This is a genomic window from Mesorhizobium sp. B2-4-18 (assembly GCF_006441385.1).
GTDB lineage: Bacteria > Pseudomonadota > Alphaproteobacteria > Rhizobiales > Rhizobiaceae > Mesorhizobium > Mesorhizobium australicum.
In genome coordinates, this window is the sequence record NZ_VFUW01000015.1 from 85,202 (window position 1) to 101,049 (window position 15,848).

Consider the following 15,848-nt stretch of genomic DNA (forward strand, 5'->3'; position numbering starts at 1 on the left):
AAGATCACCGTCAATGGTGCGCACCGGCAACAGGAACGCGTCCAGCTCCAGTCGCAAAGGCGCTGCGTTCCCACACGTGGGTCGGGACCTCAAAGCCGTCGCTGATGCAGCATTGCTCTGAACGTCTGATACGCGTTGTGAAGTTGTGAAGTGCTCGTGCCGAGATATAGCGCGCGTGCCGGGTCAGAGATCGTCTGAAGCACTTCGCGAATGCCGGCGTCTTCGATCTCGGAGAGGTCCAGCGCGATGGTCGCGCCGGGGGACGGGTCAAATGACGGAGGCGTGAAGTTGTAGGTGAAGGTTCGGGTCATAGCGCCAGCGCCCGCTTGAGATCGTCGTGTTCGAAGGCGCTGGCCATCCGTGTAATTTCTGCAGAGCGGGCGCCCGCCGCCTTGGCGGTTTCACGCCACGTCGCGGTCACGGTCGCGACCTCTTTGATGATTGCGCGGGCCTGCTGCAGTGTGAGGCCGAAGAACTCCGAAGCCGCCTCAAGCAGGTCGAGCGAGCAGGTGCCCTCGTCCAGGTCGATGTTCGTCGTCAGCACACGCGCCTTGAGATCGGTGGGCACAGGATTGAGGTCGTAGGCGGGAGAGAGAGACCATCCCGCCTTGCCGAGCCAAAGGAAGCCATGGTTGCGCAGGTGGTCGTCGACATTGGAAATCAGCACGTTGAAGACGACCCGCCGATAGAGGACATGAGCGTCGGTCTTCCCCTGCGCGCCATGTTGCGTAAGAGCGTCAACGATCTCCGGGTAGCTGCCGCGCTCACCGTCCTTGGCGCCCATCATGGCCATCGCTGACAGGAAAGGAATGCGGATCGAGTCGGAACGATCGAAGCGTCGGGACAGCATCACCGCCTTGCCGGCAACCTCGATTAGCTCATGGTGCGGCGTGGTAATGCCGGACTGCTCGGCCAGCCGCAGCGCGATCTCCTCCCATGTCTCCATGCTATAGTCGTCTGTCTCCTTCGGAAATTTGGCGATGGAGAGGTGTCCGTGCTGGTCGATGACCGATGCTTTCGGCCTGGCGCCGCCGAGGGAAGAGCCGGGGGCGAAGATGAGTTGAAGGTCCTCGTCCGTCTCCTCGTACCGGAGGATCCGTTCGGTGATCTGCAGCAGCCGCCCGAGTTCGATCAGGGCGGGGACGCCGGCGCGGATAGGCGCCTGGAACGCCTCTTCGCCTGCCCAGCGGAATCTGAGGGCACCCAGGCGGGTCTCGTCGGCGACGCCCAGCAGGTAATCGCTTTCCGCAAGGGTGCGAACGGCGCGACCTTCGCGTTCTGCAAGACGGCGCTCGGCGCGCTGCATAAGACGGCGCCCCCATGTGTCGGGCGCTGAGTCTCCTATGGAGCCGAAAGTCACCAGTCCGGCAGGAGGGGCGAAGGCACCGCGGGTCAGGGCAAGGGCGGGCTCAAGCGAGAACCGGTCTGGATTGGCGAGCCACGCGCCGTCGTATTCAAAAAGGATAGTCTCCGTGCCTCGAACGCGATTACTCCTCGCCAGGCCGATAGGGCGCGTGCGTCCGTCCAGGGCGATATGTACCTCGAAGTCAGCCATCGCGAGATGATCCGACTGTTCGCTTGAGATGGACGTGCTTGGGCAGTTCCGCGCTGGCCAGCGCTTGTCCAACCGGGTCGTTGCCTATGTCGGCTATCTGGCCAAGACCGTCGAGCAGGCCGAGCGCCTGAAGGACACCTGCATAAATGCCGATGCTGACATTGGTGTCCCCAGCCTCGACCTTTTGCAGGGTCGAGCGGGACGTGAAGGCGCGCTCTGCGACGACAGCCATTGGCAGCCGCCGACGCCGACGGGCATCGTGGATGTCTGCACCAAGCTTGCGCAGGACGCGCCGCACAGCGGCGGGAGGGTTATGTGGTGTAGGCATTTTGAAACCTTCACACTACAGAGTAGCGAGATATGTAGCATGAAGCTTACAATTCTCCTAGCCCTCGCGCGATAGCCATCCCATTGAGGGAGGGGGGTGGCGAACCAAGCACGTGACGCTATAATTCCGAGAGGCTGAATCGTGGCCGGCGTTGTCTAGCGTAGGGACGGCGGTGCGGCCGAAGTGACTTTCGGGGTGTTGTCGCCGCCGTGCCTGCCGATAGATGGTGGAACCACAATTTTCGCGATCTGGCAGAAAAAGCCAATGGTTCGGAGGCCGGTACTTTTGACGGCCTATGTAACATTAGTATGCGGAAATTGAGAAAATATTTTAGTCAATACATCCATTTGCTTAACGTTACGACGGATAATCGAGTGAGCATGGTAGTCCTTTCGCGTGGCCAAGCGCGGATACAGCCTTGCCTGATTGGGACCAGATCGCGGCAGGGATCTGGCCCAGACCGACGACGTTGGGGAGGCCCGGTCCGGACACAGCCGCGTATCACGATCGGCGGATCGTGCTAGGGCGGAACGATTGGGGGGCTGGCTTGATCCCTCAGTATCCGCCGAATCCCTGATCCAGCCGCTTCAGGCGGGGACGCTGGGCGTGGACCAGGTGGGCGCACGAACCCTGTCGGCGGCGGTGAGGGCGCACCGATTCTCTTCATCTCCGCCCAGGTGACAGGTGAGCGGCGCCTGGTCGCTCACGACCTCCGCGGCCGCCGCTGACGCTTCGGCGGTGGTCGAGCATCTCGACTTGAGGAATGAGCCCCGTCGAATCCCTTCATCAAGGCCTAAGCAACGCACCCAGCCTTGCAAAGATGCCGCCATTCATAGCGGCGCGAACACGAAGTGCTACCCATCCGGCCTTCATCGTTGCGCCGACATGACAATGGCAAACAATGTCGTGCAATTGCCAGTTGGACAGTTCGAAAAACTTCCGGGCCGCACCATAAGTATCGTCCTCCAGGCCCTGCGCCCTCAGAATTGGGTCTTCGAACGCAACGCTGATCGGCGACGAAAGGCAACGCGCTTCGTTGCGGTCATGGGGGCTCATATATTCCGTGCCCGGGAGCGCTCCAAGGCATCGATCTGGTTGGTGTTCAAGGAGGTTTGCCCAGCGCTCAAGGCGTTGCCTACGAGTCATTGCTGGATATTCCGCGTTCACCTCCGCGATAACGTTCAGTTGTTCAAGTGTCTGGTGTTTCATAGCAAGCTGCTCCCATTGGGCCAGGTTTTCCTTGCTTTCCGAGATCGCGACAGGCCCGGTCGCCATCGCCAAGGCGTGAACCTTGCTTTCTCGGCAAAGTTCCATGGCGTCGAAAATTTGGGTGCCGCTGGCGGAGCCTCGCCGTCAACCCGGAAGTTGCCATCACCAGGCTCTCGAGCCGCAGGCTCAGAAGGCGCGAGCCACCAGGCTGGGAAAATCTGCCCTGGGCCTGCCGAACCCATTGGGAGACGCAAAATATCTGAGGGACCGCGGGCGCGCGGAGCGAATCCGATTGGCGGGACAAAAATATACCGGAGGCAACGGAGCAGTCGCGCTCGCCCAACAAGGTGGACTCTCGATTTCGGCCGACACACGGTTCTATGGTTGGCCATCAACCGCGCGGCCTCATTACTTCGGGTTCCGTTCGGCCGCCCGGCCGTTGAGGCACGGAAGAAGCGCTCTAGCCTGTTGGGCTTTCAAGCGCATATCCACCCAGTCTGACGGTGCGAATGACGTCGTGGTGAGGAGACTGCTTGATCGATCTTCTTAGCCGACTGATGTGAACGTCGACCGTGCGCGGGCCGACATAGACATTGCTGGGCCAAGCAGCCCCGATCAGTTCTTCACGGCTGAGCACCTTCCCCGGGTGCTCAAGCATATGCCGCAGCAGCTTGAACTCGATCGGCCCCAGCTCGATTTCCCGACCGCTGCAGCGTACATGATGCGTGTCGATCTGCATTTCTATGTCGCCATGGCTCAGCGATAGCGCGCTCTGCAGTTGCAATCGCGAGCGCCGGTCGGCTCCGAGCCTGGATCGCAGGTAGTCCAGCAGCTTGGCTGGCGCCAGCGGTCTGATGAAACTCTCATCGATTCCCGATTTCAGCAGCACAATGTGTTGGGGTTCCGCACCGGGCGCAATCAAGGCGATGACTGGAAGGGTACTGGTCCTGTCATCCTGTCTAAGCCGGGCGCAGCTATCCGCCATCTGATTGTCCGGCCGGCAGTCCAACAGCAAGGCCTGAACGGACAGTTCGGCGGCCAACTCGAGCATCTCGTCGACATTGGTTGCTAACGCGCTTTCAAAGCCGTCCACCGCAAGAATGTGGCTCAGGATCAGATAGAACTCCGCGTGATCCGAGCATATGATGATCAGTGGCTTCATGGCGTCGCTCGCGTTTCGGCGGGTCGCTCGGTAGGTTGCTGGTCCCTCGTGCGCACCCGTTTACCCAACCATCTACCGGGGTTGCAAAACATCCGGCTTCGACCTTTTTCCTGTCGCTGGCCTGACGACAGTCAGCTCCTCAGCACGCGGGTGCTTTGCTGGTCCCGCACATCTGTGGGCCAGCCAACTCAGTTCAGTTGATGATTGGCAACTGCTCTGGAGAGAGCTCACTCAAAAACTGGACCCCGGCCTCGCGGATATAGATGACCTCTTCGAACTGGAAGACAGCGCCATTGATCTCCAGCTTGGGCTCCAGGTGCAAGATCATGCCAGGTCTTATCGTTTCTGGATTGGCCTTGGAGATGGACGGAGGTTCTGTGACATCGAGACCTCCACCGTGCCCGATACGTGAAACAAGCCCATAGGCGGGCGGAAGGCCGGCGTCAGACCAAAGCTGCTCGAAGGCGCCGAAAACATCCCCGCACGTCATCCCGGCCCTGACGCTTGTTGCAAGGGCCACGGTCAGCGCACGCGTTCGTTCGTAGGCCTCTATCTCCCAGTTTTCCGGCGCCCCGCCGCGAGCGATGCGGTTTCTGTCGGCAGGGTAGCCCCCATAGGTCGAGCGAAAATCCGTCCACACATACTGGCCAGCCTGCAGGGGATGCAGGCCTGGCGGGCGGCCGTAATTGAACTCGCCCCTGCAGAATGTCATGGCGATCGGATCGGCACGGTCGGCGCCGTTCATGATGATGCGGGCCTGGATCTGCCGGGAAAGCTCGACCTCGGTAATGCCGAGACGCGCCTGCGAAACAGCATCGTCGAAAGCTGCATTGACGATCTCGAAGGAAACGCGCTTTAGATCCGCTTCGAACGGCGATTTGATCATGCGCGTTCGCCACAGCATATCGACCGCGCTCTCAAGCCTGTGCCCGCGCGCCCTCAAGCCGTCGACGATCTCCAGCGAACCGCGACCGGCCATGTCCTGTCCATAGTCAACCGCGACCCGTGCAGTGGCGGCCAGGTCGCCGGTTCGGACCGCTTCGACGATGGTTTGCGCGCCTTCGGCCAGATACCCCGCGTAGTACACGATCGCGAAGGGTCGGTGCCGCGCTTCGAGATTTCTGGTCTCGATCCTGTTGGCGATGACGCGGACATCCTGATGGTCTATCACCAGGAACAAGGGGCGCGAGTGATAGCCCCAGGACAAGGTCCTGTAGTCGGTAAAGTATTCGACATTCTTCTGGTCGGTGAGGACCAGCGCGTCAATATCTTCGTCTGCCATCTCGCGTCGCACCGCGGCAAGCCGCCTGGTCAGCTCGGCCACCGCAACATCGGGTGAGGGTGAAACTGGAAGCATGATTGCCTGCTCCTGATCTAAAGCTCGTCGCGTCAGCCGGACGCCGGGTCGGTTCTCGTCCGCCGCTTGGGGGTTGCGTGATCGGCGTCGATTTCGACCACGCAAGCCAGCCGGTCGAACGGAGATTCGGTTATGCCGAACACCGAAACAGACCTTTCGGTGGTGCTCAGCCTGTAGAGGCGACGAAGGGTCGGATATCCGTTCGGAAGCGCGAACGTCTGCTGTGCTTCATTCGAGGCCGGCGCGGCATCGATCAGCAGCTTGGTCTTGGTGAAGCGCGTGCCGTGCTCGCGCAGGACATCGCCGATGAATTTGTCCCTGAACTCCTCAAGCATCTGATCGCTCACCGGGTGAGGCAGATAGGATGTGTCGTACATGATTGGTGTGTCGTCGGCTAAGATCACTTTGCGCACGCACAGCATCAATCCAGTGGGCGGCTCAAGCACGTCGAAGGCTGGGTCTTGTATTTTTTCGCGCGTCAACGAGATGAGCTGAATGGACGGCTTCAGGCCGAGCCGCAGGGCGTTGTCATAGGAGGTAAGAGAAAAATCGAGATCGCGAATGAACCGTCGCTGCTCCCGGACAAAGGTCCCCAACCCGGGTACCGACCGCAGGATTCCGGCCGACTGAAGATCCCGCAGCGCCCGCTTGATGGTGATTGCGCTGACGCCAAAGTCCTCGGCCAGCGCTGCGGCGGAAGGCAGCGGCTGACCGGCACCGTATTGCGCATCCCGCACCCGGCGCGTGATCTCCTGCCGTACGGTTTCATGAAGAGCAGTCCCGATCTGTCCGGCCATTCTCGCCCTCGCAAGGTATACTAGGAATACCTAGCGCAACGATAAGACGATGTCCATCCCCACGCAGGCCGGAGCGCCGAACGCGGATTTAACAAAAATAAAACTTATCCTTCACCTGATCTTGACATACCTGATATACCTGGTCTACCTGATAACCTCTACGTTGACGTGGAGAACACCGCATGCCCAACACGGTCGGACTGCTCAGGAAAATGGCAACTGCTGCTACGGCGGCCTGCGCTATTCTCGTTGCAGGCGCGAACAGCCTCAGGGCTGAAACGACAGGTGAGCGGGTCTTGCGCGAGGGCAAGATCGTGATCGGCATTTCGAATGGCGCGCCGTGGGGATACCGCGGTGCCGACGGCGAGCCGGAAGGCTTTCACCCCGACCTGATCAAAGCTGCGTTCAAAGGCCTCGGCGTCGATCGGGTGGAAATCGTGGTCACCGAGTTCGGCGCCCTTATTCCCGGCCTGACGGCGCAGCGGTTCGATGCCATCGCGGCCGGACTCGCCATCACGCCGCAACGATGTGAGCTCGTCGCCTTCAGCGACCCCGATCTGAAGATCGCCGACGCCGCCCTGGTCGCCAAGGGCAATCCGAAGAACGTCCACAGCTATGCTCAGATCGCAGAAAATCCTCAGATAAGGTTTGGAATTGGGCGAGGCAGCGTGACGGCCAAGAATGCTGCGGCCGCCGGTGTCCCCGAAAGCACGATGCTGCTGTTTCCCGACATACAGTCGAATGTCTCGGCTCTGCTCACAGGCAGGATCGACGTCGCCGCATTTTCAGCGCCGACGGTGGCTCGCATCTTGTCCGACCCAAATGTCAACGGCATCGAACGCGCATTGCCGTTCCAAGGCCTGCAGGAGAACGGCAAGGAACGCTTCGGCTATTCAGCTATTGCCTTCCGCAAGGAGGATGGCGACCTTCGTGACATGTATAATTCTCGTCTCAAACTCTTGAAGAGCGACGGAACCCTGGCCCACATCATGGCCAAGAACGGCTTCAGCCATGAGGAGGCAGCACCGGATCTGACCAGTGAGCAGGTTTGCGCGGGGCAGGGCTGACCGGACGCCCCGGGGATCGGCGGCAAGACACGTCGCGGCATCAGCGCGGACGGTCAGGCTCTCGGGGCACGGAGCGGCAGGATCAGGGATGTGCAGGCGTGACTATCGTTGAGATATTGGTCGGAATTTTCGCCGGCTTCCGGACCACGGCAACGGTAACCCTACTGGGCCTGCTGTTTGCCGTGCCCTTCGCCTTGATCTTCGGCGTGGCGCAGTATCTGACACGCGGCATCGCCCGCATCGCCGTCAGCGCCATCATCGAATTCTGGCGCAGTTCCGCAGTCATCATACTGCTGTTCGTCTTTTATTATGCGCTCCCTATCATTGGTATCCAAATGCCAGCGACTATTGTCAGCGCCATGGTGCTGGGGCTCAATGCGGGAGGATACGCCAGCCAGGCCGTCAGAGGCGGACTTCAGTCGCTAGACCGGGGGCAGATGGAAGCTGCCGCGGCCCTCGGCCTGCCGCGACGCCACATCCTTGTATTGATCGAACTCCCTCAAGCGTTGACCAGGATGGCACCGACCTTCATCAACCAGTTCATCCAGCTGGTTAAAGGAACGGCGCTCGTTTCCCTCGTTACGCTGACGGACATGACCTTTCGGGCAAAGGAGATCGCCGAGCTCCAATACAATCCCGTCGGCGTCTACACATCGCTTCTGCTCGCCTATTTCGTAGTCTGTTACCCAGTCGCGCTATTTGGCCGATGGGTCGAGCAGCGCATCGGCGTGGCAACGAGGTTATCCAGTGACCTTTGATCTCGAATTCGCCCTCTCGACCGTCCCCACCATCCTCAGCGTCATAGGAACCACGATCGGCGTGGCGCTGGCGAGTTGCGCGGGAGCGTCGGCGCTGGGCTTCTGCCTCGAGATCACCAGGCGGGCGGCGTCCATTGCCGGCTATGTGGTGCGCTTCATGATCGACTTCATCCGGTCCACGCCGGTGCTGGCATGGCTCTATTTTCTCTATTTCGTGCTGCCGCACTACGGGATCACGCTGCCGGCGCTGTTGGTCGGCACACTGGCACTGAGCGTCTATTTCAGCGGCTATCTCGCCGAGGTATTCAAGGCGGGCATCGACGCTATTCCTGCAGGCCAGGCCGAAGCCGCCAAGGCGCTGGGACTGAGCCAGACTGACATCGTGGTATTCATCCTGGCTCCCCAGATGTTGCGCAACGTCGCGGCCCCGGTCGGCAGCTACTTTGTCTCGATCCTGAAGGCTACGCCCTACCTCGCCGTCATCGCCGTACCGGAGATGCTGGGCAAGGCGTTGGATATCGCCTCGGACACCTACCGCTATGCCGAACCGCTGACTGTGGCCGGCATTGCCTTCCTTCTCCTCGCGCTCGCGGTCGCATGGCTGGTCGGCCGGATTGAACGCCAGCTGCTTGGGCCGACTAGAAGATGAATGAGCTCATGCGACAGGGCAGCTCCCAAACCACCGATATCGGGCAGGCAGCTGGCGCGCCAAAATCCGCCCAGCCGCCAGCGCTGGAGACGGTAGCGCTCAACAAATGGTTCGGCAGCTTTCACGCTCTGAAGGACGTCGATCTCGTTGCGGCGCAGGGCGCGCGGATTGTGATTTGCGGTCCCTCCGGATCGGGAAAATCGACGCTCGTCAGATGCCTGAATGGCCTGGAGACCTTTCAGAAAGGCGCGGTTCGGGTCGGTGGCGTGGATCTCAGTCGAGACCACAGGCAATTGCGGAGACTGCGGCGCGGGATTGGCATGGTGTTTCAGCAGTTCAACCTGTTTCCGCATTTAACGGTGATGGCCAATTGCACCCTTGCTCTGAAGCGCGTGCTCGGCCAATCGAAGACCGGCGCCGCAGGCATGGCGCTTCACCATCTCGAACGGGTGAGGGTTGCCGACCAGGCACACAAATATCCCAGCCAGCTGTCCGGCGGCCAGCAGCAGCGCGTCGCGATCGCTCGCGCGCTGTGCCTGAATCCCAAGATCATGCTGTTCGATGAGCCGACCTCTTCGCTTGATCCGGAGATGGTCAAGGAGGTGCTCGACGTCATGACCGACCTCGCCAGGGACGGCACCACCATGCTTTGCGTCACCCACGAAATGGGCTTTGCCCGCGAGGTCGCCGACCAGATCGTTTTCATGGACCAGGGACGCATTGTCGAGCTCGCGTCCCCGACAACCTTCTTCACCGCGCCAAGCCAGGAGCGGACGCGGCTTTTCCTGGACAAGATGCTTCGCTGAATGGAGAAGGTAGACATGGCCGCTGAGACACGGATCTGGACCCCGGTTGACTACGAGGCCGACGGCAAGCAGTCGGACTGTCTGAGGCTGCCGCATTCGACCGACCTGTCCGCTTACGGTTTCGTACCCATACCGCTGGTCTGCATTAAAAATAGCGGCGGTCCAACGGCGCTGCTCATCGCTGGCAATCATGGCGACGAGTATGAGGGCCAGATCGCCCTTTGCAAGCTCGCCCGCGAGATCCGCCGTGACCAGGTTTCGGGGCGGCTGATCATCCTTCCGGCGCTTAACTTTCCCGCCGTCGCCGCCGGCCGCCGGGTATCGCCGCTCGACCAAGGCAATCTCAATCGTACGTTTCCCGGCGATGCCGCCGGTTCGCCCACCCAGATGATCGCCCATTACGTGTGCGAGGTGTTGATCCCGATGGCCGACATCGTCGTTGATCTTCACTCTGGAGGGCGCTCACTCGATTATGTGCCGAGCGCGCTCGTGCGGCCGGGGCGGACCGCCGAGGAACATGAACAACTACTGCGTCTATTGCGGCTGTTTGGCGCCCCCATAAGCTTTGTCAGCGATGGCACAGGGGGTGGCGGACTGACCACCCTGGCGGCGGCGGCGCAGGACAGGGGCGCGCTGGTTCTAACCACCGAGCTTGGCGGCGGTGCGACCTTGTCCAAAGAAGGTCTGGCGCTCGCCGAATCTGGATTAAAGCGCCTGCTGAATGGCCACGGAATCTTGCGCGAGGTCGTCGTCCAACCGGCTCCGCCGACGCGGGTCATGACCGTCAAAGGCCATAGCGCCTTCGTCTACGCCCGCGAGCGCGGTATCTTCGAGCCGGCCGCCGATATCTGCGATGAGGTGGTCGGCGGCCAGCTTGCCGGCCACATTCACTTTCCCGACCTGCCGACGCGCGAACCCGAAACGCTGCTCTTCGAAAGCTCCGGACTTGTCGCGTGCCGCAGGGCGCCATCGCTTACCGAGCCCGGCGACTGCCTGTTCAAGGTGATGGCCGACCTGGACGCCCGACCAAATCGGCTGGCACATGCTTAGCTCGGAGCCTCGGCTCAATCCGCGCGTGAGTGGGATGCGCTGTATTCGCTGCCACGCCGTGTTTGCCGTGGCGGATTACTTCGAAGGTTGCCCGGCCTGTCTTGAACAGAACATGCCGGCAAGCCTGGCGATAGAGTATGAGGAATTCCCCTGCTGCCTCGAGCGGCCTTCTGAATGGCAGGTCTACCCGTCCTGTCCGACCTTGGGTGAGGGCAACACACCTCTGGTGGGGATGGACGAGCTTGCACATGAGGTCGGCGTCCGCGCGCTCCATGTCAAGAACGAGGGCACCAATCCAACCGGGTCGCACAAAGACCGCATGAGCCGGTTTGTCGTCCAGCGCGCGTTGCAGAGCGGCGCCTCGACGGTTGCCGCCGCCTCCAGCGGCAATGCCGGCGTGTCACTTGCCGCCTACGCGGCTCAGGCGGGGCTCGACTGCGTGATCGTCACCACGCCTGAGATGAACCCGAACTGGCGGCGAGCGATCGAAATGCACGGCGCGACCTTGCTGGCCGCGCAAACACCGCAACGCCGCTGGCAGGTGCTCGCCGATCGCGTCCGCGCCGGCGACTGGTATCCGGCCACCAACTTCATTGTTCCGGCAGTAGGCAGCAATCCGTTCGGGGTGGATGGCTACAGATCGCTTGCTTTCGAGCTGTTTCTTCAGCTTGGCGCCCAGACATGCAGCGACGTTGTCGTTCCGACATCGCGGGCGGATCTGCTTTGGGGCATCGCGCGCGGCTACCGCGATCTGCAAAGGTCCGGTCTCAGCGGCGAGCCGCCCCGCATCCATGCCGTCGAGCCCTTCGCACGCATATCAAGGGTACTTGCGGGCGCCGATTACCGCGGCCACTTCGAAGGTCATTCGGCTTTGACGTCGATCGGCGGATCGACGGTCACCTACCAGGCCGTTGAGGCGATTGCCGCGTGCGGGGGATCGGCAGTTGCCGTTGAGGAGGAACCGACCTACGACGACCAAGCGCGGCTGGCGCGCTACGGTCTTTATCTCGAACTGTCGAGCGCGGCAGCCTTGACCGGCTTGCGAAAGTTGGTCGCGCAGCGCACGGTCGGGCGGGAAGCCGCGGTCGTGCTGGTCGGCACTTCGAGCGGCGCTTCAGAATATCGCGCTTTTCCCAACGCCATTGCCTCTACAGACTAGTCTAGCAGAGCTTCGTTGCGGCTTGCGGTCACATCAGGGCATTTCCGCCTTATGCAGAACGCGCTAGACCAGCAACGGCGATGATCATCTTCAGCCTGCCCGCAGCCGATCGGGCTGTCTCGTCTGGGCCGCATTTGGTGTTCCGCGCCGAACGGCGGCTTGCGCCTATCCCGCCCGTTCACAGCGCAAGCTGAGCACCCTGTGGGTGAACGGCCGCGTCGGCGGCTGGCGGCACTTCCACCGGGCTCTGGTGCTCAAGTGGGACAGAACGGGCCCAGAACGGCCATTGGCGGTCAGTACCAATATACGCTAGAGGTTGGCGCCGGAGTTTCGCCGCGCTTGGCGCGGCAAACCGGTGCCCGTCCGCGTTGGGGACGCTCGGACCTGGGAACCGATCATGAGCCCAAGGAAGGGGCTGACACGTCAGCCAACCTGTCGCCTGGCATTAGCGATATCGAGGCGCTAGTTCAGCCCCGCGACCGGCATCGAACAGGGCGCGATTTGCGTCCCCGACAGCGGAGAGCTTACCCACTTGCTCCAGTGCCGGGATACAGATCGTGTCACCCTGCCGCAGGCCAGCCAAGGATGCGTTGACGACGTCACCCGGCTCCATCACCGGCACATTGGGCCTGAGGACCGGCTTGCCGTCGATATCATGGAATTCTGTCCTGACGACGGCGGGACAAAGCGCCTGGACGAGAATACCTTTGCCCTGCAGTTCAGCCGCGAGAAGCTCGCTGAACATCGTGATGAAGGCTTTGGTGGCGGCATAAGCCGAGCGCTTCGGCATGAACGGGGATTTCAAGCTTCCACTGAAGCAGAGCAGGGAAGAGACATTGATGATGGCGCCTTCGCCGCGCGCAATCATCGCAGGAAGTGCCGCATGCGACAGACGCATGACCGCAGTTACCTGCACCGCAACCTCTTCCTGGGCGCGGTCGATCGAGAGGTCGACGAAGGGCATGTAAGTCTGGAACCCGGCATTGTTGACGAGTAGCGACACGTCCCCGGCCTGGATTCGCTGCTCCACCATGTCGAGGCCATGCGACTGCGCCAGATCGGCGACGATGATTTCCGCGGAGGCGCCAGCGGCCTTGATCTCGCGGGCTACCGACTCGAGCCGGTCCCGTCGGCGGGCGACGAGCACGATGTCGTAGCCGTCGCTGGCCAGGCGCTCGGCAAAAGCTTTGCCGATTCCTGAGGATGCGCCGGTAATGACAGCGACGCCCAAAGAACCCCCTGTGGAATTGGTCACGTCCGTCCTCCTAATGTCCCGTGCCGATGAATTGACCCTGATTGTCCAACACTACCGCTTGCGGTCGGTTTTGTACTGGCCAATCTCGTCCTGAGCTCAGAGCGATGCTGCTCCTTGAAGACAGGATAGGGCTTTCTAGCGCGGCCATGCCGACAGCCACACGTCCCGAGTACACACGGACCGCGCCTGACACCGCCCTTGATGAAGCCAAATCAAGTGTGGCATTCACACGGCCGTCGCACTGTCCGGGTTTCGTAGCTTTCGAGGAGGAAGGTTATGTTGTACCCTGGTCAGTGCTGGGGCCTTGCGAGATCGATATGCTCTCTCACGTGTGCCGTATTGTATTCACGAGAACCGCACGCCCCTTGACTCGCAGCAGGCCTAGCGCATCGCGTCACACCTGCTCAAGCTGTTTTATCAACGGTCTGATAACCGAAGAGGAACTGCTGGACGCTGAAAGGAGCCGGCCGGACGGCTAAAGCAGCCGCTCCAGCATTCGGAGCTCCGGTTCCCGGTCGACCGCGGGCTAGGTAGCGCTCAACCCCTGGGTGCACATCTGCTCAGTCTTCCCACTGTGGGCCATTCAGAAGGCCGCCGCGGTGGTGCTGCGGTGCACGCCAAGGCGCGGGACGAGGAGCTGGGCAACTTCCTGGCCGAGGTGCAGATGGCTCTCGGCCACAACGTTCCGGGGCGAGGCCAGGAGCGCACTTGTAGCTTCCGGTAAACCGAGACAGAGCGGATACTCACCTGGTGGGGGTAGAGAAAGCTCATGCCGCCCCGGCGGCCGACGCGTTTGTTGTCGCGCATAGATCAGCCTAGACCCCTGGTGCTGCGAAACGCAATAGATTAGCAGTAGCTTGACGAAATGGTTGGCCGCTCCAGAGTCATAGTTATGGCAAAGGGCATCAAAATCGGCGACGAGGTCGTAATCACCGCCACCGTGCGCAAGCGGGTCACTGAGGACCGGGTGAGCGTTTCCATCCCCTCCTATGGCCAACCCCACTCGGTGATCGACCACACAACGAAGGTACAGAAGGGGCAGCATATCGAGTTGATTGGCAACGTCATCCACATCGACGAAAACAGCGTGACGGTGAACCTGGGCGCTCCAGTCACAGTCGACGCCGCTGTCGTCAGGCTGGTGAGCGCTTACAAGCCGCCAACCAGAAGGGCGCCGCTGGACAAGCCGACATGACGCCGGCCCGTTGTGCACATCCTGGCTGCACTTGCCGCTGGTGGGATCTCCCAAACAGGGCCGGAGCTAAGCCATCCTCTCATCGTTAGGGCGGCCAACGTATAATGGATGGTCCATGATGCATGACGGCAAAGTCCTAGTGGTCGAAGACGAGCCTGTCATATTGCTTGACCTCGATTTCGCGCTGACCAACGCCGGCTTCAACGTCGTTGCTACCAGCAACGCCGCAGGCGTGATGAGCACCACTATGGAAGAAGACATATAAATGGCCAGAACTGGAGAAGCGCGAGCGCTTGGGCAGCATCGCAGCCCAGTTGGTCATCGTATCCGGCCCAACCAAGGGCGGCGCGTGAGCTGCGCGACGATGAAAACCTACCAGAGACCCATCCCGACCAAGCGTGAACGTTGGTCCGATGCTACGGCCGCGACTTCTTCGCCGATCACCGTCTCAGGCGCGATCGACTAACCGGAGCATCTGCCTTTCACCACCCGCCCGCTGGATCACGCCGGCGGGCTTTTTTGCTTGCGGCGGGAACCGATTGTATCGGCCCAAGTTCATTCGGTGGCGCCCCTCGACACCCCCCGGACAGGAGCGGCGGAGAGTTGGTCGAACAGCTTTCAAACAAAGCCCGCCACTGTCCCCTCAGTGGCGGGGTTTGGTATGTTTAGCGCGGCGAGGTGGACTTGAGTACCTACCTGAGACAGCGGCTCGCTGAAATCAAAGCTGCTCCCAACTTCGCAGGCGCCTGCGAGCTAAGCGCCGGGCTTCGCTAGGCTGGGTCTCCGCTGCCTCGCGGGGCTATGCATCGAGCGGGCATGCCGCCGGCACGCCGCTTAGTCAACGCCCAGATCACAAGTCGACCCCGGCGCGGTGCCTTTGGCACCTGGAATCGGTCGATATGCGCCGGCAGGTTTGTTCGTCTGATTGCCAGGCGGAAGTCTCGAATCCGCGTGCAGCGCATTTCATTGCTGATCCAAACCCATCAGAAGTCCGGTCGTTGCGCATCTTCGAATTCCGCAATAGGGAAGTCGAGGGGACAATACAGGAGTTACAATTGACCAATACCGAGAGCTTCGACCCGATAGGTCTGACGGCCGAGATCGTGGCCGCCTATGTCCAGAACAATCCGGTGCCGACCTCAGGCTTGCCTGATCTGATTGCCAGCGTGCATGCCGCGCTATTGAAGCTGGAGCAGCCGGAGATCGCCGCCAAACCAGCGCCGGCCGCTGCTGTAAACCCAAAGAAGTCGGTCTTTCCCGACTACATCGTCAGTTTGGAGGACGGCCGAAAATTCAGGTCGATGAAGCGTCATTTGGGTCTGCTTGGCATGACGCCCGATGAATACAGGGCCAAATGGGGCTTGGCCAAGGACTATCCGATGGTCGCGCCAAGCTATGCCGCCCAACGGTCCGCCTTGGCGAAATCGATCGGGCTCGGCCGCAAAGCCGCCCCGCCGCCCAAACCGGCGCGGGCGAAGCGGAAAGCGAATGCATAAGCGGC

General features: G+C 61.3%; 17 protein-coding genes and 1 pseudogene. 10 read left to right on the plus strand and 8 right to left on the minus strand.

Going from position 1 to position 15,848, the window contains the following annotated elements; all coding sequences use genetic code 11:
* Positions 1–89 precede the first annotated feature (89 nt).
* The 3 genes from FJ527_RS27205 to FJ527_RS27215 are packed head-to-tail and all read right to left on the minus strand — an operon-like array spanning position 90 to position 1,883.
* Positions 90–311, minus strand: a complete 222-nt coding sequence (locus tag FJ527_RS27205; RefSeq protein WP_140824500.1) for a hypothetical protein — start codon at positions 309–311, stop codon at positions 90–92.
* Positions 308–1,555, minus strand: coding sequence for a HipA domain-containing protein (locus FJ527_RS27210; RefSeq protein WP_140824501.1), 1,248 nt, complete (start codon positions 1,553–1,555; stop codon positions 308–310). Before FJ527_RS27210 ends, FJ527_RS27205 begins: the two co-directional genes overlap by 4 nt.
* A complete protein-coding gene (locus FJ527_RS27215; protein WP_010185539.1) occupies positions 1,548–1,883 on the minus strand; it encodes a helix-turn-helix transcriptional regulator in 336 nt (111 codons plus the stop codon). Before FJ527_RS27215 ends, FJ527_RS27210 begins: the two co-directional genes overlap by 8 nt.
* A 478-nt stretch (positions 1,884–2,361) precedes the next feature.
* Here FJ527_RS27215 and FJ527_RS29765 point away from each other — a divergent pair.
* Positions 2,362–2,504, plus strand: a pseudogene (locus FJ527_RS29765) (SOS response-associated peptidase); the annotation flags it as partial.
* A 165-nt stretch (positions 2,505–2,669) separates the two neighbouring features.
* On the opposite strand, the gene FJ527_RS27225 reads toward FJ527_RS29765, so the two are convergent.
* The 4 genes from FJ527_RS27225 to FJ527_RS27240 form a co-directional block, all read right to left on the minus strand.
* Entirely contained in the window at positions 2,670–3,092 is a 423-nt protein-coding gene (locus FJ527_RS27225) for a hypothetical protein (RefSeq protein ID WP_140620125.1), read from the minus strand.
* A gap of 460 nt (positions 3,093–3,552) precedes the next feature.
* Positions 3,553–4,254 (minus strand): response regulator transcription factor, encoded by a 702-nt coding sequence (locus FJ527_RS27230; protein ID WP_140661243.1) that lies wholly within the window; start codon positions 4,252–4,254, stop codon positions 3,553–3,555.
* Between the two features lie 193 nt (positions 4,255–4,447).
* Entirely contained in the window at positions 4,448–5,611 is a 1,164-nt protein-coding gene (locus FJ527_RS27235) for a M24 family metallopeptidase (RefSeq protein WP_140620123.1), read from the minus strand.
* A 32-nt stretch (positions 5,612–5,643) separates the two neighbouring features.
* On the minus strand, positions 5,644–6,408 hold the full coding sequence (locus FJ527_RS27240) for a GntR family transcriptional regulator (RefSeq protein WP_140619994.1): 765 nt from the start codon (positions 6,406–6,408) through the stop codon (positions 5,644–5,646).
* A 182-nt stretch (positions 6,409–6,590) separates the two neighbouring features.
* On the opposite strand from FJ527_RS27240, the gene ehuB reads away from it, so the two are divergent.
* The 6 genes from ehuB to FJ527_RS27270 all read left to right on the plus strand — a co-directional run bounded on the left by ehuB (position 6,591) and on the right by FJ527_RS27270 (position 11,897).
* A complete protein-coding gene (gene ehuB, locus FJ527_RS27245; protein WP_246677819.1) occupies positions 6,591–7,475 on the plus strand; it encodes an ectoine/hydroxyectoine ABC transporter substrate-binding protein EhuB in 885 nt (294 codons plus the stop codon).
* 98 nt (positions 7,476–7,573) lie between these two features.
* Positions 7,574–8,233, plus strand: coding sequence for an amino acid ABC transporter permease (locus tag FJ527_RS27250; RefSeq protein WP_140619992.1), 660 nt, complete (start codon positions 7,574–7,576; stop codon positions 8,231–8,233).
* A complete protein-coding gene (locus tag FJ527_RS27255; protein ID WP_140619990.1) occupies positions 8,223–8,882 on the plus strand; it encodes an ABC transporter permease subunit in 660 nt (219 codons plus the stop codon). Before FJ527_RS27250 ends, FJ527_RS27255 begins: the two co-directional genes overlap by 11 nt.
* 8 nt (positions 8,883–8,890) lie before the next feature.
* A complete protein-coding gene (locus tag FJ527_RS27260; protein WP_140619988.1) occupies positions 8,891–9,688 on the plus strand; it encodes an amino acid ABC transporter ATP-binding protein in 798 nt (265 codons plus the stop codon).
* A gap of 15 nt (positions 9,689–9,703) precedes the next feature.
* Positions 9,704–10,738 carry a succinylglutamate desuccinylase/aspartoacylase family protein gene (locus tag FJ527_RS27265; RefSeq protein WP_140824502.1) on the plus strand — a complete coding sequence of 345 codons (1,035 nt, stop codon included), beginning with the start codon at positions 9,704–9,706 and terminating at the stop codon, positions 10,736–10,738.
* 58 nt (positions 10,739–10,796) lie between these two features.
* Positions 10,797–11,897: a pyridoxal-phosphate dependent enzyme gene (locus FJ527_RS27270; RefSeq protein WP_181166509.1), complete on the plus strand. Its 1,101-nt coding sequence runs from the start codon at positions 10,797–10,799 to the stop codon at positions 11,895–11,897.
* 445 nt (positions 11,898–12,342) lie between these two features.
* Here FJ527_RS27270 and FJ527_RS27275 read toward each other — a convergent pair whose 3' ends face one another.
* A complete protein-coding gene (locus FJ527_RS27275; RefSeq protein ID WP_181166510.1) occupies positions 12,343–13,152 on the minus strand; it encodes an SDR family NAD(P)-dependent oxidoreductase in 810 nt (269 codons plus the stop codon).
* A gap of 892 nt (positions 13,153–14,044) precedes the next feature.
* Between FJ527_RS27275 and FJ527_RS27280 the strand changes: the two genes are divergently transcribed.
* From FJ527_RS27280 to FJ527_RS27285, 3 genes are all read left to right on the plus strand, one after another.
* On the plus strand, positions 14,045–14,347 hold the full coding sequence (locus tag FJ527_RS27280) for a hypothetical protein (RefSeq protein ID WP_140619981.1): 303 nt from the start codon (positions 14,045–14,047) through the stop codon (positions 14,345–14,347).
* Between the two features lie 115 nt (positions 14,348–14,462).
* Positions 14,463–14,612 (plus strand): hypothetical protein, encoded by a 150-nt coding sequence (locus FJ527_RS29475; protein WP_181166511.1) that lies wholly within the window; start codon positions 14,463–14,465, stop codon positions 14,610–14,612.
* A gap of 790 nt (positions 14,613–15,402) precedes the next feature.
* On the plus strand, positions 15,403–15,843 hold the full coding sequence (locus FJ527_RS27285) for a MucR family transcriptional regulator (protein WP_224720327.1): 441 nt from the start codon (positions 15,403–15,405) through the stop codon (positions 15,841–15,843).
* The last annotated feature ends 5 nt before the right edge of the window (positions 15,844–15,848 follow it).